A 22,342-nucleotide genomic window follows, 5' to 3' on the forward strand; every position below is an offset into this window, starting at 1 on the left:
CGGGGCGTGGCTGCCCCGCGATCGGCCCCAACCGACCAGCGCACCGATGCGACGGAGCGCCACGCATCGGCGGGCGAGAAGGCGACAAAATCTGGTAGCATGCGCCCGCGAGCCGGCCTGCGCGCGCCGCGCCAGACCACCTATTCTCGCACGAGCAGACCCTACCCGCATGGATCATGCTGGCTACCGGTAAGGCGGCAACCGCCGCGCCCGCACCCTCGACGACCGCGCACGGTCGTGCCCAGACCTGGACGCGATCCGGGCTGCTGCTCGACATGCTCGCCACGGTCGCACTGATGGTGGCCGCGTTGGCCGCGCGCCTGCCCTACTTGCAGACGGCCCCGCGCTTCCGCGACGACACCCTCAACGCCGCGTGGTCGCTGCGGATCTATCGCGGCCAACACTTCCCGTTCACGGACGTCGAAGCCTACATCGGCGCATTCTTCAACTACGCCGTCGCGGCCGGGATGTTCGTCGTCGGCCCGACAATCTACGCGGCGCGGACCATCGTCACCTACTTTGGTGTCGCGACGGTCGGCGCAACCTACTGGCTGGGGCGTGAGCTGGGCGGCCCGACAGCTGGCCCGGCCGTCGGGCTGATCGCCGCCGCCTTCATGACCACCAACGGCATCCACATCGCGCCGGTCGGGCACGTCGCCTTCTCGGGCAGCATCACGCCGCTGTTCACGACGCTGGCGTTCTGGCTGCTCCACCGCTGGAACGTCCGCCGCACCAACGGCACGCTGGTCTGGGCCGGCCTGATGCTCGGGATGAGCATGCACACCCACCCCACTATCGTGGCGTTCCTGCCCGGCGCGGCCGGCTTCATCTTCTGGCGCAACTGGAGCATGCTCCGCACCCGCTGGCCCTGGCTGGCGCTGGCCGCGTTCCTGGTCGCCTTCAGCCCGATGATCGCCTTCAACATCATCACCGGCGGCCAGTCGATCCGACACGCCATGTACACGGCCAGCGAGCGGCCGGATTATGTCGATCCGAAGAAGGCCGACCAAGCCAAGCTGACGGTCACCAACTACCTCCAGCGCGAGGAAGACTACTGGCTGCTGCTGCACGGCACGCTCGGCGGGGCTGTGGACGAGCGCGACAGCACCGTGGCCTACCTGACCGACCCGTACCTCGCGTCGATGTCGCTGCTCTCGGTGGCGGCCGTGGCCTGGGCGGCCGTGCGTCACCGTTACCGACTGCCGCTCTGGCTGGGGGCGTCGTTCGCCCTGCTGCTGCCGGTCTTCAACGTCGCCCACTACGACGTGGAGTACGACGGCCGGTACGTGTTGCCGCTGTTGCCGATGATCTACGCCGCCGTCGGGGTGCTGGTCGTCGATCTCTGGCGGATGGCTGCCGCGAAGCTGGCCGCTCCGGCCGCGCGCATGGGCGTCGCGGCCGGGCTGGGGCTGGCCGTCGTCGTGATGGCGGGCGTCCCGCTCCTGTTCCTCGCCCGCTACTACGAGCGCGCCTCCCGTTCCGAGCCGACCAATGCCAGCCTCGTCCGCGCGATGGATCAGGTCCGCTCGGTGCTGGGGGCCGGGCAGACGGTCCTGCTCGACGAGAACATGAACAACCGCCGCACCGAGCGCGCCGACCCGCTCAAGGACGAAGCGTCCACCATCCGCGTGATGAAGTACATCCTCGAATTCGAGGACGCGCCGTTCGAGACGGCCTACGTCGACGCCGGCGTGCTGGGCGAGTACCAGCGGCTGGGCCGCCCGACGGTGGTCGTGCTGGCGTCCGGTGTGGACAGCAAGGAGACGGCGAAGCTGGGCGACCTCATCGAGCAGTTCGGGATGACCGGGCTGGACGGTCGGGCAGCCCGTCCGCCCCGCCCGGCCGACCGCTACGGGCTGTACCTGCTGCCAGCCGGCCCTGCCACCACGACCGGGCGTCCCTGAGATGACCGCGCGCCCGGCGGCCACGAGCGCCGTCGTCAGCAAGTCGCCGACTGGGCTGCCGGCTGGCCGCGAGGCCGTACCCTTGCACAGTCGCCGGGCCTGGGTCGTAGACCTCGTCGTCGGGGCCACCATCCTCGCGACAGCCATCGTCGTGTTGCTGCGTGCGGTGGACACGGTCCCGTTCCACGGCGACGAGAGCGAGTGGATCAACAACGGGCGGTACTTCCGCTACGTCTTCCTGGACGCCGACCTCACCAGCAGCGTCTGGCGGCCAAGCTGGGTCAACCGCGACCAGCCGCCGTTCGGACGCTACATCATCGGCGGGATCGTCTGGGCATCGGGAACCGACCCGGCGAGGGTGAACCGCACCTACAACTGGGAGCGGGATTACGAGGCGAATCTCCGCGACGGGCGGATCCCGGGTCCGAACATCCTGCTGCCGGTCCGCCGCACGATGGCGGTCCTCGGCGCGTTGAGCATCCTGTTGCTGTTCGTGGCGGGCCGGATGGTCGGCGGGACGGTCTGCGGGGCGGTGGCGGCCCTGTTCGCCACCTTCAGCCCGCTGCTGCAGGCGTACTTCGTGCAGGCGCGGACGGAGGCGCTGCTCGCGCTGTTCTCCGTCGTCGGACTGATCGCGCTGTTGCGGTTCGCCAGCCACTACCAGCGGATGGGCACGCTCGGGCTGTCGGGCTGGTGCGTCGGTCCGATGATGGGGATAGCCCTCGCGACGAAGCTGACGGCCGCCGTCGCGATCCTCGGCGTGTGCGCCTACGGCGGCATTGCTGGCCTTGCGCGGCTGCGGGCGGACCGCGCCGAGGCGTTCAGAATGATCGGCTGGTCGCTGGCGACGGGGCTGTTGGCGACGGCGGTCTGGGTCGTCGTCAACCCGTTCCTCTGGCCCGACCCGGCCGGCCGCACCTGGTCGATGCTCGAACAGCAGCAGTCGATCATGGTCGAGCAGGGGGTGCAGTTCGGAAATCCGGTCGATCTGAGCCTGCCCGCGCGGCTGTTGCTGATGGTGCAGCGCACCTTCGTCGAAAACTCGACGCCCGCGTTCGACATGGGCCTGCCGCCGGGCAGCCCGTCCGTGTTGCGGCGGACGTTCACGGAGCTGCCAGCGCCGTTCGGCGTCAGCCTGGAGCTGATCCTCGCAGCGGCTGGGCTGGCGGCGCTGCTGGCGCGCGCTCTGAGCGTCTGGCGGGCGGGCGCGCGCCCCGGGCCGGAGACGGCGCTGCTCTGGTGGCTGGCGGCCTATCTGCTCGGCATCGGCGCGAACCTGAGCCTCGACTGGCCGCGCTACTATGTCCCGACGGCGTACTTCGGGGCGTTACTGATCGGACTGGGGACCGGGGCCATCCTGAGCGCGGCACTGCAGGCGACGGGAAGGCCGGTCCCTGAGTCGCTGCTGATCGACCCACAAGCTATCTTGCAGGGTCGCTAGCCACGTGAACAGGCGTCGCCCGGCACGCTCATGATCGATGTGTCATCTCGACCGAAGCGAGGGACGAGCGGAGCGGAGGGAACTTCCTCAGACCCGGTGTCAAGCCATTCAGGGAAGATCCCTCGACTGCGTTCGCAGGCTCACGTCGCTCGGGATGACGAGAGGCACACGCAGGCTCACGTCGCTCGGCACGACGGAGTGGCTGCCTTCAGGCAAGGCAGAGGAATCGCGGCAGATGCATGCTGAAATGAGCGCAGCTCGTCGGGTGCGTCCTGTGTTGCACGTGCTGTGCGTCGTCCTGCTGGCGGGTCTGTTCATGTGGCAGAGCTTCTACGAGCACGCTGCCGACTTCAAGTCGTTCTTCTCGGCAGGCTACGCCGTGCGGCATCCCGAGATCCCTCTCTACGACCTGATCGCCCTGGACGAGAACCCGTTCGGCGAGGTCTTCAAGCTCGCGCCGCCGGCCGCCGTCTACCTCGTGCCAGTCAGCTTCGGCACGATCCAGCAGGCGCGGCTGATGTGGCGGCTGGTACTGGTCGCTTCCATCCTGCTCGCCTACGGACTGCTGCTGCGGGCGTTCGACGTGGGCACGCTCGGCTGGTCGTGGCTGGCGGGCCTGGCGCTCTGGCTCCAGTTCGGGCCGCTCCAGATCGCCGTGGGCGAGGGGCAGTGGGATCCCGCGTTCCTGCTGGTGATTGTCCTGGCGACCATCGGGGTGATGCGGAGCCGATACCTGCTGGCTTCGGTGGCGCTGGCCCTGGCCGGCTCCATCAAGCCGTACCCGCTGCTGCTGGCCGGCTGGTTCCTCGCGCGGCGGCAGTGGACGGCGCTCGTCGTGACGGGCCTCGCGTTCGTCGGGCTGCTGGCGCTCGGCTCGGCCATCGTCGGGCTGGACGAGGTCCAGGCGTTCTTTCTGCGAGTGCTGCCCGCCAGCGGCGCGACCACCGCCTACGCCGACAACCAGTCGCTCGGCGGCGTCCTGGCACGCCTCGCGACGAGTGATCTGAAGCCTTTCCCGCTCAAGGACACCCCCGTCGTCGATCTGGCGATTCGTGGGCTGGCCGTGGTGCTCGGCGGGCTGACCGTCTGGCTGGTCGCTCGCAGTCCGGCCGAGGAGCCGCTGAGCCGCGCGCTGCAGCTTTCACTCTTCGTGCCGCTCTCGATCCTAGTCATTCCGGCGGCCTGGACCCACTATCAGGCGATCTTGCTGGTCCCGCTCACGGTGCTGGCCGTCGAGCAGGCGCGGCATCGACCCCACGACTGGCCCGGGTGGGCCGTGCTGGCGACGCTGTACGCCGTTCTGCTGCTTCCCAACCCGACGATGCTGTACGGTGCCGAGATCGACCGGAACCTCTGGCTGCGGAGCCGCGCCGACGCCGCCAACCTCGCGCTGCAGCGGCTCTACCCAACGGAGGTAAGCCGGCTGATCCTCTCCTACAAGGCGCTGGCGGTGCTCGGGCTGTTCGGGCTGCTGGCGTGGCGCGTGGCACGGCAGCCAGCGACGCTCCCCGCGGCGTCGCCCGAAGCGTCAACGACACGCCAGACGGCGCGGGCGCTGTCGTGATCGCCGACCGCGCCGAGGTTGGGGACGTCGGCTCGCCTTCCCACGTGACGCGACAGGCCGTCGTCGCCATGCTGGCCGTGCTGGCGCTCGTTGGTGTCTGGAACCTCTACACCGCCCTCAGCACCAGCCCCTGGGTCTGGCACGACTTTGCGCAGGACTACATCGCGGCCGAGGATGCCCTGGCCGGCCAGAACCCGTTCCGCCCCCAGAACGACCGCCTGGGCGAGCTGTTCGGGGTGCGTCCGCCGGACAAGGAGCCGGCCTACAGCTTCCACCCCCCGACGACCATCCCCTTCTTCCTGCCGCTGGCGCCGCTGCCCTATCCGGTGGCGTTCTGGGCCTGGGCCGCGTTCCAGCTTGTCTGCCTCTGGGGCATTGTCGAGCTGACGGCGCGGGCGCTGGGCCACAGACTCAGCCTGCCGCTGGGGATCGTGGTGACGCTGGCGCTGGTCGCGCTCTGGCCGGTCCGCGAGAGCTTTGTCGAAGGCCAACTGAACGTCCCGGTCGCGGCGGGCATCGTCGGCTGCTGGTACGCCTTGCGCGTCGGGCGGCCAGGGCTGGCCGGGGTGGCGCTGGCGCTGGCGGTGGCGCTCAAGCCGCTGGCCGGCCTCTTCGTGCTGTGGGTGCTCTGGCGGCGCGAATGGCGGCTCTTCTTCAGCGCGCTGGCGACGGGGGCGGTCTTCGCTGTCGTCGGGGCGGCACTCTCCGGTGTCCAGGGCACGCTCGACTACGTCACCACCGCCTATCCGCTCCACGCGGCCCTCTGGCCGGGCTACCAGGACAACGCCTCGCCGCAGGGTCTGTTCACCCGCCTCTTCGGCCCGAGCGACTGGCGTCCCCGTCCGCCCTACCCAATCCCCGGCCTGAGCCGCGCCCTGACCCTGGGAAGCTGGGCGGTCGCCGTCGGGCTGTTGTTCTGGCGGATCGGCTGGCGGCGGCCGGACGCCGAACGCCTGAACCGCGAGTTCGCGGCCCTCGGCGCGACCATGCTGCTGGTGACGCCGATCATCTGGCCGCACTACTACGCTGTCCTGCTCGCCCCGGTCGCCGTCTTCGTGGCCGACCTCTGGCGGCGGCGGGCCTGGGTCTGGCTCGGGCTGCTGGCGGCGGCGCTCGTGCTGCTGTGGGTACCGCGTGACCTCCACGCGTGGCTCGAACGCCTGTCGCTTGCGCCGCGCGCCTACGGTACGCTGCAACTGCCGGGGCTGCTGGTGGTCTACGCCGTCGGGCTGGCCTGCCTGTGGCGGCAACGGCCTGCCCCGGCGGAAGACGCTCGCCCAGCGACGCCGGCGCACCCATGAGCGAGCGCGCGACGGCCGCGCCGCCACCGCGCGCCCAGGCCAGCCGGAGCCGGGCGGCGTTCACCGAGGGCGGGGCCGTCCTGCTGGTGCTCGCGGGTTGCATACCGCTGCTCTGGCCGCTGGCCGCCCCGGGCATGGTGCTGACCCACGACGGCTTCCTGCACGTGCAGCGGCTGATCGCGCTGGACGCCGCCGCGCGCGAGGGCGCGCCGTTCACGCGCTGGCTCCCCGATCTCGCCTACGGCTACGGACAACCGCTCCTGCTCTACTACGCGCCGCTCAGCTACCTGCCGGCCCTGCTCTTTCGGCTGCTCGGGGCTGGCTTCGTCGCCAGCTTCGAGCTGACGAGCGGCCTGGCGCTGGTGCTGTCAGCCCTGGCCATGTACGCCCTGGCGCGGTCGCTGGCCGGCGTGGCCGCCGCTGGTACGGCGGCCCTGGTCTACGCCGCGCTGCCCTACCAGCTGGTCGATCTCTACGTGCGGGGCGTGCTGGCCGAAAGCTGGGCGTTCGTCTGGCTGCCCCTGGCAGCCCTGGGAGTGGTGCGCGCCATGCGCTCGGGCGACTGGCGCTGGACGGTCGCCGGCGCGCTCGCGCTGGCCGGGCTGGTCGTCACCCACAACGTGACGGCCCTGCTCTACCTGCCAGCCCTGGCGGCGCTGCTGGCCCTGACGCTGGTCTGGCCGGGATCAGCACGTCGTATGGCGCTCGTGCACGGAACCACGAGTCTCGGGCTGGGACTCGCGCTGGCGGCGTGGTTCTGGCTGCCGGCCCTGGCCGAGCGACAGCTTGTCCAGATCGACCAGACGCTGGAGCCGAAGCTGTTCGCCAGCTTCTTCCTGACCGGCTGGCTGCCGTTTCGCCTGGACCCGGCCTACGACTACACGCAGCCCGTGAGCATGGCGCTCGACTACCCGATCTTCTGGCCGCAGATGGGGCTGGTGCAGACGGCGATCAGCCTCGCGGGCCTGCTGGCCGTCGGCGTCGGGGCACGAACGCGCGCGTCTGCGACGATCACCACGCAGGCCGGCGTCTGGGCCGGCCTGCTGGTCGGCGGCGGCCTGCTGCTGCAAACGTCGCTCTTCTTCTGGCTCTACCAGAGCATCCCGCTGCTGAAGTTCGTGCAGTTCCCCTGGCGACTCCTGGCCGTGGTCGGGCTGGGGTCCGCGCTGCTGGCCGGCCTGCTGGTCGAGAGCCTGCGCCAGCGGCCCGTGGTGAGCACGGCGGTAGGGATCGTCGTGGTGCTGCTCTCGATCCTGACCGCCACCATCCGCCTCGATCCCGAGCGCCTGCTGGTGGACGAGCGGCATCTCACGACCGAGAGCATCGTGCGGGGCGACCTGGCCGAGTACGGCCTGGGCAGCACCCACAGCGGCGAGTACCTGCCCGTCTCCAGCGGCCAGCGGAACGCCAACCGCCTGCGGAAGACAATGCTGGAGGCTGGCGGCGGACGAACGGTCCCGGAGCCGCTCGCGCTGACCGTCGAGCGCGTCGAGTGGCGGGCCAACGGGATCGTCGCGGAGGTCACCTCCACGAGCCAGGCGACCGAACGGCTGGTCTTCAGCCAGTTCGCGTTCGACGGTTGGACCGCAGCCGTCGATGGTTCCAGCAGCCGCGCGCTGGCCGTGGGGCAGCTCGGGCTGCTGGGGGTGACCGTCACGCCGGGATCGCACCGGGTCGAGCTGACGTGGAGTGGCACGGCTACGGCCGCCCGTCAGCAGGGACTGGCGGTCAGCGCCGTGGCGGCGCTGGTGCTGCTCGGGCTGCTGGGCATGGGCCGGCGGCTGCAACGTCCCCGGCGGTGGATGAGCCGCGCGGCCATCACGACTGCAGCCCTGCTGGTGGGCGGCATGCTCGTCGCCGGCGTCGGCGGTCATAAGGTCACCCCGGCCTCTGCTGCGCCGTCAGCCTCATGGCAGATCGTGGACGACACCCTGGCGCTGGTCGAGACCCACCAGGACACCGCGCGCATGGCAAACGACGGGGTCATCCTGACGCGGCAGGTCTGGCTGGTCCGCCGGTCGCCGCCGACCGGCTACCGGGCGGTTGTCGAGATCGTCGCGGGGGACGGCACGAGCCACCTCGCCCCCTGGGTCTACGAGCCGATCAGCCGCCTCTGGGAGCGGGGACAGCTGACCAGGACGGACGTGGCCGTGCGCCTGCCAGCCAGCTTCCCGGCCGGCCGCGCCGCCGTGCGGCTCGTCTTCGAGCGGCCAGCCGGTCTCGCGCCCATCGACCTCGGGACGCTGGAGATTCCAGTGCGCCCGCTGTCGCCCGAGGCTCGATCCCCGCTCCCGACGGTCGAAGTGACGCCCGACGGCACGCTCGTCGCGGCCCCGGCCGACTGGCGCACCGTCGTGCGGACGGGCGATGTCCTGGATGTCCTGCTGCGCTGGTCCGCGACGGCCGCACCGCACACGGACCGCGAGTTCGCCGTCTCGACGCTTCTCAAGCCGGTCGAGGGCGGGCGCTTCCCACGCTCCCGCTCCGACCTGCGCCGGCCGGGCGACTGGTTCGCGCCGCTGCCCTTCTGGCAGGCTGGCGATGCGATCGAGCAGCCGCTGCGCCTGCGGGTCCATGATCTGACGCCGCCCGGCCAGTACACGCTGACGCTCGACGTTTACGGACGGGATCTGGCTCGCGGTGGGGCTTCGGAGCCGGGCGCGAGCGGCTGGTCGCCGCGCGAGCAGGAGCGCACCCACGAGTACGCGCTCGCCACGGTGACGGTTGAGCGATGAGCGCGTCGCCGCCAACCGCGAGCCAGGACGCCTCTTCGAGTCACTCTGCGCTCGAGACACCGTTCCTGGACCCAGGCGGTCGCGCGCACTGGATCATCCTGGCCGCCGTCCTGGCGCTGTCGGCGCTCTTTCGTCTCCCGTGGCTCGGCAGCGTCCCGAACGGTCTGTTCCTGGACGAGGCCTCGCGCGGGTACGACGCCTACGCCCTGCTGAGGACCGGGGCCGATCAGTATGGCGTCCGCTGGCCCCTCTTCGCCGAGGGCCTGGACGACTACACCCCGACCCTCTACACGCTGCTGGCGATCCCGAGCATCGCCGCGCTCGGCCTGACCGAGACGGCCGTTCGGCTGCCGGCCGCGCTGGTGGGCATCCTGACCGTCCTCACAGTCTGGTTGTGCGGCCGCCAGTTGCTCGGCCCGACCCCGGCGCTGGTCGGCGCGGCGCTGGTTGCCGTCTCGCCCTGGCACATCCTGCCGAGCCGGACCGGCGCGGAGTGGGCGCTGCTGCCGTGCTTCATGACAGCCGGGCTGTGGCTGCTGCTGCGCGGTCGACAGGATGGCCGTGCCCTGGCACTGGCTGGAGCGGTTTTCGGGGTCGGGCTGTACAGCTACGCCTTCGCCCGCCTGCTGGTCCCCCTGCTGGTGCTCGGGTTCGCCGTGCTCTGGTGGCGCGACCTGCGCCGCCACTGGCCGTGGGCGCTGGCCGGCGCGCTGATCCTGGCCGCCTGCGCCGTTCCACTGATCCAGTTCGGGCTGACGCCGGCCGGGCAGGCCCGCCTCCAGACGGTCGTGCCGCTCGACCGCTACCGTGGACTGGCGCTGATCCCCTATGCCCTGGGCAACTTCGCCGCGTACTTCGGGCCGGGCTTCCTGGTCTGGGGGTCCGAGCCGACCCACCATCACCGGCTGGCCGGCTTCGGCCCGGTCCTCTGGGTGATGGTCCCGCTGGCGTTGGTGGGGCTGTACCCCTGCGTGCGCCACCCGTCACGCGGCCGGCTCCTCCTGCTCTGGTGGATACTGGCCGCCCCGGCCAGCGCGGCCCTGCACCGCGAAAGCCCTTCGTCCGCGCTGATGCTCGGCGGGGTCGGCTCGTGGCAGTTGCTGGCGGGGCTGGGAGCATGGCAGCTGCTCGCCTTCACGCCAAGGGTGGCGCGCCAACGAACGGCTATCGTCGCTGCCCTGGCGCTCGGCTACGCGGTCACGGCCCTGCTGGTCGCCCGGGCGCTCTTCCTGGAGTACCCGCGCTACGCCGCCGAGGACTGGCTGGCCGGCAGTCGAGAGGTCGTGACGTTCCTGGAACGGCGAGCGCCCGGCTACGACGGTATCCTGGTCAGCGACCGGCTGCCGACACCGCATGTACTGGTGCTGTTCTTCGCCCAGGTCGATCCGTTCACCTACCAGCCGACGGCGCTCCACGTCCGGCAGCCGAACGTTCGGTCGCGGGGCGATCTCGGCGCCTATCACTTCGGGCGTACTGGAGAGCTGCTGGAGCGTCCGGGGCGGTTCCTCGTCTGGCTGCCGGCCGACGAGGCGCGCAGCCTGTTCCGCGACCGCCAGCCACTCTTCTCGTCGCCGATGCCGGACGGCCATCCGTGGCAGCAGGTGTACGAGATCGAGCGCCGTTGAGTACCATCCTGCGAACACCTTCTGACAACTGGATCTTGCCGCCGGGCGCAGCGCGACTGCGCCACACTTCCCCGTGGATCTTGGACACATGAGCGTCGCTGCCACCTCGCCCGCCGACCGCCGAACGGCCAGCCCGACATCTGGCCTGCTGCTCGCCCTGGGGCTGGTCCTCCTGTCGCTGACGGGCGTCTTCCAGCTGGTCGGGGCCTGGAACGAGGGGCTGAGCGGCGGCCGGGATTTCGTGCAGGACTACGCTGCCGTCGTCAAGATCGTGGACGGCCGTAACCCGTACGAGCCGTACAACGACGTGACGCAGGCCCTGTTCGGCGGGCCGCCACACAAGGGCGCGCTGTACAGCTTCCACGCTCCGACCTCGTTGCCGCTGCTGCTCTGGCTCGCGCCGTTCGCGAAGACGGGCGGGTACACCGGCGCATTCATGGCCTGGGGACTGTTCAGCCTGGTCTGCCTCTGGCTCGTCTGCTGGCTGACCTTGCGCGTCCTGAACGTTGCGTGGCCGCTGCTGTTCGGCCTGTTGCTGGCGTTCGCGCTGATCATCCTGCCGGCCGTCCGCGAATGCTTCGAGGAAGGCCAACTGAACGTCGCCGTGGCGGCCGGCATGGTCGGATGCTGGGCGGCGCGCCGCGAGGGCCGCTCGCGGCTGGCCGGCGTCCTGCTGGCCCTGGCATTCGCCTTGAAGCCGATACCGGGCCTCTTCTTCATCTACTACGCGTGGCGGCGGGACATGCAGCTGCTGCTGGCCGCCGCCGTGACCCTGGCAGTCCTGAGCGTCTTCGGCGTGGGGCTGGCCGGCATCACCGGCACAGTCCAGTGGGCCACAGTCAACTATCCGTCGCACGCGGACGTCTGGCCGGGCTACCCGGACAACGCCTCGGTGCGTGGCTTCTTCACCCGCGTCTTCGGGCCAAGCGAGTGGCGTCCACGCCCGCCGTTCCCGCTGCCGTACGCCGCGACGCTGCTCTGGGCCGCGGTTGGCGGCCTGCTGATGCTGGCCGCCGTGGCCGTGGCCCGGGGCGGCTTCCGCGTCCGCGAGGCGCGTCCGTGGGAAGGCGAGCGCTCGCCCGTCCGCGAGCAGTTGTCGCGGCTGGATCCGCTGCCCTTGGCCCGCGAGGACGCGCGCGGCGACCTGGAGATCGCCGCGCTGACGGTGCTGACGCTGCTGGTCACGCCGATTGTCTGGCCACACTACTACGTCGTGCTGATCATGCCGGTGGCGGTCGTGGCCGTCTACCTGGCGCGACTGGCGCTCGACGGCTCGGCCTGGACCCGCCCGGCCTGGCTGGACCTGCCGCACGCGCCCGGCGCCTCCGCGTCGCCAAACGCCCCGACGACCCCGCCCGGAGCCTACGACGCGCGCCGCCGGGTGCTCCCCACCGTCGCCATCATCGCGTTGGGGCTGGCGACGCTGCTGCTCGGCAGCGCCCAGTACGTCGAGCCGTTCCGAGGCGTCGGCGGGCAGCTGCTGACGGCGCTGCTGATCGTGTTCGGCGCGTCGCTGGTGGCGCTCGGCTGGTGCGTGCGCGATCAGGGACGGGGCGTCAAGCCGGCCGACGCGAGGTAGTCTGCAAGCTGGCTGGCTGCAAATGCGTGGCCGGCGCTCGTCCAGTGCCCGTCGGCCGGGAAGTACAACTGCGCGCCCTCCTCGTAGGCGGCGCGGGTCGCCGGCAGGATGTCGAGCAGCCGCAATCCCTGGCGCTGCGCGATCTCGGCCAGCCGGCGATTCGGCGCATCCTGGTCGTAGCGGTTGCGCTCGCGGGTATCGCCGCCCACCAGCCAGCGCCAGGCATCGCCGTCAAGCTGATAGAAGGCCGGCGCGGTCATCACCACCAGATCGGCCCCCATCCCCTGAGCTGACTGCTGCACGCGTCCCAGCAGTTGCTCGGTGACCCACCACGCCTCATCCCATTCATCTGGCGGATCGGCCAGGTAGGTCGGTCGGTTCTTGCCGATCTGGGCCTGCTCCTGGTCGTGCTTCTCCTGCCAGCGGGTCAGGTTCTCGACCATGTTGTAGGTGACCGACCGGCGCAGCAACGGGCGCACCAGTTCGAGCCGATCCGTCTCGGGTGGCTGGCCCGGCCGCAGCACGATCCCGCCCTTGCCGTCCGGCACGAAGAACGGTCGCCGCGTCGTGTCGAGCTTGCGCTCGCGGGCCACGCGGAAGCCGTTGTCGGGCAGGTCGTTGTCCACGAAGTAGACCAGCACCACCAGATCGGGCTGATACGCCTTGCCGTCGTTTTCGAGGAAGAGCAGCTCCTGGGCCGTGCCGAAGCCGGCGTTGCCGGCATTGATGACCTGGACCGGCCGGCCGTTGGCGGCACTCATCAGCAGCGTTTCCAGCTTGCGGGTAACCGTGTCCTCGACGGGCACCTGCGCCCCCTCGACGAACGAATCGCCCAGCACCAGAACCCGAAACGTTCCCGCTGGTCTGGCCGGTGCGATCTCACGTTCACGGAGGCCCCAGGCGTTGATGGCGACGTGCGAAACGAACTCGGGCGTCTCGATCCAGCCGCTCGCACCTGGACGGTGGAAGAAGCCGTAGATCGGGTGATAGGTCTGGAAGGTGGCGATACTCGTCAGGCTGTTGACGACAGGCAGGCGCGGCCCGAGCACCCGCAGGACCACCTCGACGGCCGCCAGCCCGATCAGCAGACCGAACCCCAGCAGGAGCAGCTTGCCGCGCCAACCAACGGCGGGACGGGCGCCAGTGGCGGCAGGTGAGGCGGTGGTGCGCGCGCCAGTCAGCACAGACATCGTGATCGGGGGCGTGAGGCTCGAATGGGGATCGCTCCAGCCGGACGGGGACGCCCGAGCACGCTCAGCCGGACGGATCTGACTGAGCGGTATGCTACCATGCGCGCCAGCCACCTCCGCCCGCGTTCCGCGCGGCGCTCAGCCAGGAGCCCAGAGCCGTGCCACAGAACCCCGATCCATCGTTCTGGGCGCTGCTGACCGGGCTGCCGCTGCTGGCGCTCTTCGTGCTGGCGCTCTTCGCGCGCCGGCGCATGCAGGAGAAGGCCGGGCTGGCCGGAACACCCCCACCGACCGCCCCACAGGCCGCGCCCGAGCAACCGACCCCACGTCGCCGCCCGGTCGTGACGGCGCCGCCGGCCAGCAAGCAGGAGCTGACGAGCGCCCTTCGCTCGGCCATTCTGCGGACAGCGGCCGAGCGCGCGCCGCAGGACTGGACGATCCTGGTGCTCTGTCCGCCGTCCAGCAGCCCACGGCCGGTCTGGCACGTCCATCTCGCCGCCCAGGTGGCGCTCGACGTGCCAGATGGGCGCAGCGTGCCGGTCAACCCGCCGACGCCCACGCATGCGTGGCAGTTCGCGGGGGGCCGCCGCGTCGGCGTCTCGGACGGCGATCCCGAGCCGGCCCCGTCCGGCGAGACGCAGGCCATCCGAGTAACCGGGCCGTACCTGCAGGTCGTGCTGGTCTCCGTGGCCGGGCAGCCCGCGGAATTGGTGGCGCGGGTCGAGGGCAGCCCGGACGGCTCGCCGGAGTTCCGGGCTGCCGCTGCCGACCTGCGCGCCTGCCAGGCGGCGCTGCGGGATGGCGTGGAGCTGGCCGTCGGGACGCGGCTGCACGGCTCGCCGCCGACCCTCGGCTACAGTCTGAAGGCGTGGGGCGGCCACGACCGGGTCTGGCTGACCATCGGGCAGTAGCCAGAGACCACCCGGACGTGAGCGCCGGCCACGCCTCCGCTCGCTTCGCGACGACGGGCTACTTCGGCTGAACGGTCTCCAGGCCGGCCGCCTTCCAGCCGTTGGTGCCGCCCTCAAGGATGCTCACGTTGCTGAAGCCCATGTCCTTGAGCACCTTGGCCGCCAGCGAGGCCTGCCCACCGCCGCCGCAGGTGGTGATGATCGGGCGGTCGCGGTCCTGCAGGTCAGGATTGCGGAAGCTCTCGGGCAGCTCCTGGTCGGCCCGCAGCGGCAGCGTCCCGAGCGACACGTTGACTGCGCCGGGGATGATGCCCGTCCCCGCCAGATCCTGGGCATCCCGCACATCCACCACCAGCGTGTTCGGCTCGTCCTTCATGCGCCGCTGGGTCTCCCGCGGGCTCACCATCGGCGTGCCGTCACGGCCCTCGGCCACCATGTCCTTGAAGCTCTTTGGCACAGTGTCACTCCCGGAGGGCGGTCCTCGCCCTCTCCCACGTCCGGGATGGTAGCCCATCCTCGGCGGGCGGCTCTGCAATTCGCGCGCCGGTGTGCGGTGAACGGTCGCACTCCGGGCCGGGATCGGCTACCGTTGCAGGGCAACATGGCGACAAGGGGGTCAGGCATGGAGCTGGGCGTCTTCCATGAGTTCTCGCGGCTGCCCGGCGAGAGCGAGGCCGACGTGTTCACCTCCGGCTTCGAGATCGTCGATGCCGCTGAGCGCTGGGGCCTCGACGTGATGTGGCTGGCCGAACACCACTTCGTGAGTAACTCGGTGCTGGCGTCGCCGCTGGCCATCGCGGCGGCCATCGCCGGGCGTACCGAACGCATGAAGATCGGCACGGCAGTCCAGGTGCTGCCGCTCGGCAACCCGCTGCGGCTGGCCGAGGAGTGGGCGAGCGTCGATCAGCTGAGCCGGGGCCGCCTGATCTTCGGGGTCGGGCGGAGCGGCTTCGCGCGGACCTATCACGGCTACGGCATCTCCTACGCCGAGAGCCGCGAGCGGTTCGCCGAGGCGCTGGCCGTCATCAAGCAGGCCTGGACCGAGCCGTCCCTGACCTTCCACGGCGCATACTACGACTACGACAACGTCGCCGTGATGCCGAAACCGTACCAGCAGCCCCACCCACCGATCCGCGTGGCCGCTACGACCCCTGAGACGTTTCCCGTGCTGGGGCGGCAGGGCTACCCGTGCTTCGGAGCCGTGCGGCAAGGCAACCTCACAGACCTGATCCCCGACATCCAGGCGTATCGAGCAGCGTGGCGCGAGGCCGGCCACCCTGGTGAGGGCGGCGTGTTCCTGCGTATCCCGATCTACATCGCGGAGACGGCGGCCCAGGCCCAGGACGAGCCGCACCGCAGCATCATGGACTTCTACCGCGCGATGGGCGATCAGTTGATCGAGTCGTCGCGCGAGCCGGGCGTGGGCGACGCCGAGATCCGCCGGACGCGCGGCGAAGCCCTGCTGGAGATCACCTACGAGGAGGTCCAGCGGGAGAAGGTCGTCATCGGCACGCCTGAACAGGTGGTCGCGCGGCTCGGGCAGCTGCGCGATGAGCTGGGCATCGCCGGGGTGCTGGCCGAGTTGAACTGTGGCCGGAATATCCCGCACCCGAACGTGATGCGCTCGCTGCAGCTCCTGTGTACCGAAGTGATGCCAGCCCTGAGCCGGGTGCCCGCCTGACTCAGGCTGGCACGTCTGCCCGCTACCATTCCCGCCAACCGATGCCGAGGCCGCATCCCGCCGCCGAGGCCGCATTCGGCCAGACCGGAGGGCTGTGTCTCGTGCCACGTCGTCCCATCGAGTTCGGGCTTGCCATCGACTTCGCGCGGCCGGCCGAGGCGGTCGCACAGCGTACAGCCCAGATCGACGGGCTGCTGGCGTTGGCCGAGGCGAGCGGGTTCACTTCGGTCTGGGCTGGCGAGCAGTACTCCGCCGACGCCGGCCGCATCCATCTGCCGGCGCCGTTCCTGGTGCTGGCGAGCCTGATCGGGCGGACGCGGCTGAAGCTCGGGACCGGCGTGCTGGTGATCCCGGCCTACCATCCACTGCGGCTGGCGTACGAAGCGGCGCTGCTCGACGTGCTGAGCGACGGACGGCTGATCGTCGGGGCGGGGGTGGGCAGCCCGGCCCTGGCCGAGCGGTTCGGCGTGCCGCCGGCGAGGGTTGGCGTGTTCGTGGACGACACGCTGTCGGCGCTGCGGGCGCTCTGGAGGGGCGCTGAGGGGTTCACCGGCGCGAGCTTCCGCCTGACGGGCACCGTCCAGCCGCAGCCGGTTCAACCGGGCGGGCCGCCGCTCTGGGTCGGCGGCATGATCGGCCGGTCGGCCGAGCGCGCGGCACGGCACGGCGACGCCTGGTACGGCGGGATGCACTCGTCCTACGCGCTGGTGGTGCGCCAGATCGGGCACTATCGGCGGGCGTTAGCGGCCCTTGGGACATCGCCTGATGACGGCAGGGTGGCGCTGAATCGGCTGCTGGTACTGGCCGACTCGGACGCCGATGCCGTGTCAGCCGGCGGAGCGGCCATCGATCCGCACGGTCTGGACGGGCCGGTCCCGATGCAGCTGGTCGGCTCGCCTGAGACGGTGGCAGCGGCGATCCGGGCGTACGCCGAGGCCGGTGTCACCAACATGCAGCTCCGGGTGTTCCCGGCCGGCGTGACGTTCGAACAGGCGCAACGCACGCTGACGCTGTTCCGCGACGCGGTGCTGCCAGCGCTCCGGTAGCGGCCGTCACCCTCGGACCGGTGGAGGCCCTCGCTGCCTCTCCCCGCGCGGCAGATGGGTCGATCCGAACGAAGCGCACCCATCGTGCAAAACTTGCGAGTCACTATTTCATCCTGAGCGACGCGAAGGATCTCACACCCAGGTCGGCGGTCAGCGGGTGAGGTCCTTCACTCCCTCGCAAGCTCGGTCCGTTCAGGACGACATGGCTGCTTGCACGTGGTGATCGCAACGCGGCGCCGAACTCATCGTCAGACGCATTCGTCGGCAAACAGTCCACCCAGAATCTAAGATGCCAGTGGCGCGCAGTCGAACTATGACGACTTCGCTTCCGCCGTGCGGCTGCGACGTGTCGCCATCGTCTCGCGGAGTGCCGGCAGGGCCAGCAGCACGACGGCCAGCAGATAGGCCGTGGCGGTCTGGATGAACACCGACCAGAGCCCGATCTGGCTGGCGATCACGCCCGAGATCAGCGGTGCGGTCGCCGTCCCGAGCATACCGCAGCTCGCCAGGAGCGCCATCGTGGTCGCCGAGCGGTCGGGCGGTGCGAGCCGCGCGCCCATGGTGTAGGCAAGGCTGACGGTGCCGCCGGCCAGCAGCCCGAGCACGATCCGCAAACCGAGCACCTCGGGCCACCCGCGCGCCAGCACGAACGCCGCCGCGACGACGCACGCGCCGCTCAGCACGATCAACAACAGACGCCGGGTCGTCTCAGGACGCGCCCACCGGCCGTAGAGGATCGACGAGCAGGTGGCCGCGATGGCGCCGCCGGCGACGGTCACGCCGGCGATGGTCGCGAGCTGGGCCGCCGGGGTGTCGAGCTGAATCAGATAGAGCGGAATCGTCGGCTGGACGGCGCGCTCCGAGAACCGGGTCAGGAAGAGGATCGCCACGGCCACCGGGAAGCCCGGCAGGAGCAGCAGCCGGAACAGTGAGCCGTCCTTCGGGTCGCCCTTCGACGCGGAGCGAGCCGCCGACGGCGCAGCAACGGGTTGCTCGTTGAGCGTCAGGGCGATCAGCGAGATCGGGAGCAGCAGCATGATGCCGGTCACGATGAACGCCGCGCGCAGGCCCAGCCAGTCGGAGATCGGGCCGCCGATCAGCGGGCCGATGGCGGTCGGCGCGATCTGCGCGGCCTGCACCAGCGAGATGGTCTGCGGCATCCGCTCGCGTGGGCTGATCGCGATGGCCAGCGCCATCGACATCGACGTGAAACCCGCGAACATCCCCATGACGACCCGTGCCGCCAACAGCCAGTAGACGTTCGGGACGAAGGCCGTCGCGGTCTGCATCAGCCCGATGCAGATCAGCGCGCGCAGCACCATCGACTTGCGGCCGTACTTGTCGGCCACGGACCCCCAGATCGGCCCCATCAGCGCGGCCAGCAGCGGCGTGATCCCCGAGACCATGCCGGCCCAGAAGGCCGCCTCGTTGACGTCCTCCACGCCAAGCTGGCGGATGTAGAGCGGGATGAACGGGTTGCTCAGCTCGAAGGCGCAGAACGCGACGGCGACTGCCGAGACGATTGCGAGTTGATTGCGCTGCCACGGCTCGAGTGAACCCAGGCGTGGCCGACGCGGTAACCCGACGCCCAAGGGCCAGCTCCCCGCGCTGAAGTGCAGCCGACGCGCCCGGCACGCTGCCGCCGTGGGTAGGATGGTCCGGCGACGGCGTCCGCGTCAACGTCAGGATGCACCGGCCCGGAGCGGTTTGGCCTGGCAGTTGGCGCTGGCTCACTCTGGGCTGGTTCTCGGCCATGCTGGACATGATGGGTACACAGCAACCTTGTCATCCCGACCGTGGCGAGGAACGAGCACACCCCTCCGTCATCCCGACCGCGGCGAGGAACGAGCGGGGTGGAGGGATCTTCTTCGCATAGCCACGAAGGGGAAGATCCCTCGACTTCGTTCGCAAGGCTTGCCCTGAGCTTGCCGAATGGGTCGCTTTGCTCGGGATGACGGGGGAAGCGTCGAGTGACCCGACCCGGTCGTTCACGACTGACAATCCACTAGCCCAGGAACCCAAGCCGTTCGTAGGAGCCGCCCAGGATCTGCTGGGACGGCGTCCTAAACCAGTTCTCCAGCACCGTGGCGTACACCGACCGGAAGTCGACCGTGTGGCGCAGGTCGCCGTCGTCCAGGTCGGTCAGGCTCGGGACCTCGCCGTAGAGCCCGGGCTTGACGGCGTTGCCGATGGCGAACATCGGACCGGCCGCGCCGTGATCGGTGCCACCGCTGCCGTTCTCCTTGACCCGCCGCCCGAACTCGGAGAACCCGAGGACCAGGACGTTGTCGGCCTTGCCCATCTGCTCCAGATCCTTCTGGAAGGCGGCCAGCCCGTTCGAGACCTGGGTCAGCAGGGTTGCGTGGGCCGGCTTCTGGTTGGAGTGCGTGTCGAAGCCGCCGAGCGACACGTAGAAGACGCGAGTCCCGAGATTCGCGGCGATCATCTGGGCAACGTTCTGCAACGCTTTGGCGAACGGATGCTGCGGATACGGCGTGGCCGGCTGATACTTCTCGGTGGACACCCCCAGTTGCTCGACGCCCTTGACCGTCGCGCCGTACCCCTCCGACACCAGCTCCATCGTCGGGAGCTTGCGGCCGGGCTTCGCGTACATCTGCCCGAACGTCTTCAACAGCGGATCCTTGCCCGTCGGCAGCTTGCGGTCGGCCAGGAACTGAAACGTCGTCGCGTCCTGCACGGCGGCGGCGGGTGCGTGAGGCGAGAGCATCGCCTTCGGGATGGCGTTCCCGATGTTGACACACTGGAACGGGCTGTCCCCGACCTTGTAGACCTCCGCCATGAACGCGCCGAGCCAGCCCTGGTCGGCGTTGGCATCGGTGCGGGCGGTGTGCCAGATGTCCATCGAGCGGAAGTGCGACCGCGAGGGGTTGGGGTAGCCAACCCCCTGGATCATCGCGAACTTGCCCTCGTCGTAGAGGCGCTTGAACGCCTTGACGCTGGGATGCAGTCCAAACTCGTTATTCAGCGGCAGCACGTCGCTCTGGGCGATGGCGACCTTTGGGCGCAGGTCGTAGTACAGGCCGTTGCCGTACGGCGCGAGCAGGTTGAGGCCATCGTCGCCGCCGCCAAGCTGCACCATGACCAGGACGCGGCTCTCCGGCGGCACGACCGGCCGGGCGGCCTGGGTCGGCGCCGGTGGCGGTGCGGCCTGGACCGGCGCGGTGGTCGGCTGAGCGGTCGGCCGCGGAGCCTGGGCGGCCCGTTCAGCCGGCTTCGACTTTGGCTTTGCGGCCGGCGCAGGGGCGGCCGCGGCCGTCGCGGTCGGCGGCGTCGCCGGAGCGGCGCAGCCGGCCGCGAGGCCGACGGTCAGCGCGCCTGCGCCACTCACCTTGAGGAAGTTGCGTCGAGATCGCCGCTCCATGCTGCTCGCTCCTGGGTGTGAGTCGTGGGTCGTAGGTCGTGGGCCGTAGGTCGTGGATCGTGGGCGGACGGGCGTGAATCGGCGGGTGAGGGGGGACTCACTCAGCCGATCTGGTTCTCGGTGCTCGCGACGGCGAGGTGGATCGCGCCGCGCAGCCGGGCGTCCGTCGCCATCTGTATCTGCTGCGGGTTTGGCGCGCCCGTGACGTAGGGCGGGAAGGTCAACGGCGACTGCACGTAGGCCGCCAGCGCCGCGTGCGACTCAGGTGACAGCTCGATGTCGAGCAGGCCCGCCAGCCGCTCGGCGACCTTTGCGCCGTCGTCGAGCCTGACATCGTCGCCGAGCAGCTTGACGGGATCGATCGAGCCGCCGTCGTTTGGCTCGCCGCGCGCCGTCGCCAGTCGCGCCGCGAAGTTGAAGCGCTCCAGCAGTGTTGTCGGGTTGATCCAGGCCCGCCCGCCGGCCCAGCCAGCCACGTTCGGCGGGTTGAGGATGTCCTGCCCCATCGAGCGCATCAGGGCGATCAGGCTGCGCTCGCGGGCCTGCGCCCCGAGCATCCGGACGGCCCCGACCACGTACTCGGTGGGCGACTTCACGTGCCCGTAACGCGACTCGTCGGAGTAGAAGGCGTCCGACCTGAGGATCGCGCCGACGATGGCCCGGATGTCGTATCTCGAGTCCAGGTACGCGCCGACCAGCGATCCGAGCAGCGCTGGCTCGGGGTTGGGGTAGGCGAAAAACGCGAACAGCTTGCGGCAGATCCGCTCGGCAGTTGCCTTGTGTCCGACGACCATATTCACAATGTCGCCACCGTCGAAGTCGGCCGTCTCGCCCATGAACGTCTTCGGGCCGAACTCGTGCTGGTTGCGGTTGAAGAAGAACTCGGCGCCGTTCAGGTTCCAGCCGGTGAAGGCGCGGGCGGCGGCCCGAACGTCGGCTTCGGTGTAGTTGCCGATGCCGAGCGTGTACAGCTCCAGCAACTCGCGTCCGTAGTTCTCGTTCGGCGCGCCCTTGCGGTTCGTGTTGCCGTCCAACCAGACGAGCATCGCTGGATCGCGCGAGATCGCCATCAGCATGTCGCGGAGGTTGCCCAGGCTATGCTGGCGCAGCGTGGCCAGGTGCGCGTGCATCGCCAGCGGATTGGTCACCTTCTGGTTCGAGACGGCGAAGTGCCCGTGCCAGAAGAGCGTCATCTTCTCGACCAGCGGGCGGCGGCTGCGGACCATCCGGTACAGCCACCACGTCTGCACGTCTTCGATGTTCTGCAGGTCGATCAGGTGGCCGCTCAGGCTGTTGAGGAGGCCGTCGAAGTCCTCCTCGACCTTCTCGGGCTGCAGCAGCTCGTCCAGCGTCCCCGGCACACCCAGCTTGACGTACCGCTCCAGCTCGCTCGGGCTGGCCCCGAAGCCGGCTCGGCGCAGCAGCAGCGCCACACGGCTGCGCGTGTCTCCGTCCGCCACAGCCCGCACCTCCAAGACCGTCTCGCGTGCCGACGCCTGGACGGCCGCCGAACGCGTGTCTTCAACGTCTCCACCAGTCTACGGCGATGCGGGTTAGCAGCCGGAGAGGACGAACGTTGAGGGGAGGTTAGGAGAGAGGGCGGCAACTGCCCGGGAGGTTAGGAACCTGTAAACCTCAGGTTGGTACTTGTACCAGGAGTAGCGAGCGGCGTGGGTACGGCTGAATGTACGGCTGCGGGCGCTGCCGGGCGCGTCTCGGCGGGCGCTGCCGGGCCGATCCATGGCAGCACGTCGGCCATGTTGCGTGTGCGGCTGACGACGTGCTGGGGGATCGCATGCACGTGGGCCTTCATGAGTACGGCCGGTGCGTGGCCGAGGATCTCCGCGAGGGTCGGCATAGGGTAGCTGTTGGCGAGCATCAGGCCGCCGGCCAGGTAGTGTAGATCGTGGGCGCCCTGCAGGCCGTCGACGCCCGCTGCCTCCTCTGCCCCCACTCGAAAGCCCAAGCCGCTGAGCTTTCCGC

General features: G+C 70.2%; 15 protein-coding genes. 10 read left to right on the plus strand and 5 right to left on the minus strand.

All coding sequences use genetic code 11. The features are described 5' to 3' along the window. Positions 1-176 precede the first annotated feature (176 nt). The 7 genes from IT306_26190 to IT306_26220 all read left to right on the plus strand — a co-directional run bounded on the left by IT306_26190 (position 177) and on the right by IT306_26220 (position 12,149). Positions 177-1,904, plus strand: a complete 1,728-nt coding sequence (locus tag IT306_26190) for a glycosyltransferase family 39 protein (GenBank protein MCC7371933.1) — start codon at positions 177-179, stop codon at positions 1,902-1,904. A gap of 1 nt (position 1,905) precedes the next feature. Then, positions 1,906-3,345, plus strand: a complete 1,440-nt coding sequence (locus tag IT306_26195; protein ID MCC7371934.1) for a glycosyltransferase family 39 protein — start codon at positions 1,906-1,908, stop codon at positions 3,343-3,345. Positions 3,346-3,619: 274 nt separating this feature from the next. Beyond that, positions 3,620-4,909, plus strand: coding sequence for a DUF2029 domain-containing protein (locus IT306_26200; protein MCC7371935.1), 1,290 nt, complete (start codon positions 3,620-3,622; stop codon positions 4,907-4,909). Beyond that, entirely contained in the window at positions 4,822-6,210 is a 1,389-nt protein-coding gene (locus IT306_26205) for a DUF2029 domain-containing protein (protein ID MCC7371936.1), read from the plus strand. Before IT306_26200 ends, IT306_26205 begins: the two co-directional genes overlap by 88 nt. Beyond that, a complete protein-coding gene (locus IT306_26210; GenBank protein ID MCC7371937.1) occupies positions 6,207-8,945 on the plus strand; it encodes a hypothetical protein in 2,739 nt (912 codons plus the stop codon). Before IT306_26205 ends, IT306_26210 begins: the two co-directional genes overlap by 4 nt. Next, positions 8,942-10,570, plus strand: a complete 1,629-nt coding sequence (locus IT306_26215; protein MCC7371938.1) for a glycosyltransferase family 39 protein — start codon at positions 8,942-8,944, stop codon at positions 10,568-10,570. Before IT306_26210 ends, IT306_26215 begins: the two co-directional genes overlap by 4 nt. 88 nt (positions 10,571-10,658) lie before the next feature. Next, positions 10,659-12,149, plus strand: a complete 1,491-nt coding sequence (locus tag IT306_26220; protein ID MCC7371939.1) for a DUF2029 domain-containing protein — start codon at positions 10,659-10,661, stop codon at positions 12,147-12,149. Here the strand turns inward: IT306_26220 and IT306_26225 are convergent. Then, on the minus strand, positions 12,113-13,339 hold the full coding sequence (locus tag IT306_26225) for an SGNH/GDSL hydrolase family protein (GenBank protein ID MCC7371940.1): 1,227 nt from the start codon (positions 13,337-13,339) through the stop codon (positions 12,113-12,115). The two genes, IT306_26220 and IT306_26225, sit on opposite strands and share 37 nt — an antisense overlap. Positions 13,340-13,497: 158 nt before the next feature. Between IT306_26225 and IT306_26230 the strand changes: the two genes are divergently transcribed. Beyond that, a complete protein-coding gene (locus tag IT306_26230) occupies positions 13,498-14,250 on the plus strand; it encodes a hypothetical protein (GenBank protein ID MCC7371941.1) in 753 nt (250 codons plus the stop codon). A gap of 58 nt (positions 14,251-14,308) precedes the next feature. Here IT306_26230 and IT306_26235 read toward each other — a convergent pair whose 3' ends face one another. Then, positions 14,309-14,707 (minus strand): sulfurtransferase, encoded by a 399-nt coding sequence (locus IT306_26235; GenBank protein MCC7371942.1) that lies wholly within the window; start codon positions 14,705-14,707, stop codon positions 14,309-14,311. A gap of 165 nt (positions 14,708-14,872) precedes the next feature. Here IT306_26235 and IT306_26240 point away from each other — a divergent pair, with 165 nt between their 5' ends. After that, positions 14,873-15,931 (plus strand): LLM class flavin-dependent oxidoreductase, encoded by a 1,059-nt coding sequence (locus tag IT306_26240; GenBank protein ID MCC7371943.1) that lies wholly within the window; start codon positions 14,873-14,875, stop codon positions 15,929-15,931. Positions 15,932-16,032: 101 nt separating this feature from the next. Beyond that, positions 16,033-16,977, plus strand: a complete 945-nt coding sequence (locus IT306_26245; GenBank protein MCC7371944.1) for an LLM class flavin-dependent oxidoreductase — start codon at positions 16,033-16,035, stop codon at positions 16,975-16,977. 311 nt (positions 16,978-17,288) lie between these two features. Here IT306_26245 and IT306_26250 read toward each other — a convergent pair whose 3' ends face one another. The 3 genes from IT306_26250 to IT306_26260 form a co-directional block, all read right to left on the minus strand. Then, positions 17,289-18,569, minus strand: a complete 1,281-nt coding sequence (locus IT306_26250; protein MCC7371945.1) for an MFS transporter — start codon at positions 18,567-18,569, stop codon at positions 17,289-17,291. Positions 18,570-18,982: 413 nt separating this feature from the next. Beyond that, positions 18,983-20,359, minus strand: coding sequence for a DUF1501 domain-containing protein (locus IT306_26255; GenBank protein MCC7371946.1), 1,377 nt, complete (start codon positions 20,357-20,359; stop codon positions 18,983-18,985). A gap of 101 nt (positions 20,360-20,460) precedes the next feature. Then, positions 20,461-21,819: a DUF1800 domain-containing protein gene (locus IT306_26260; GenBank protein ID MCC7371947.1), complete on the minus strand. Its 1,359-nt coding sequence runs from the start codon at positions 21,817-21,819 to the stop codon at positions 20,461-20,463. Between the last annotated feature and the right edge of the window lie 523 nt (positions 21,820-22,342).

This window comes from Chloroflexota bacterium, from assembly GCA_020850535.1.
Classification (GTDB): Bacteria; Chloroflexota; UBA6077; order UBA6077; family JACCZL01; genus JADZEM01.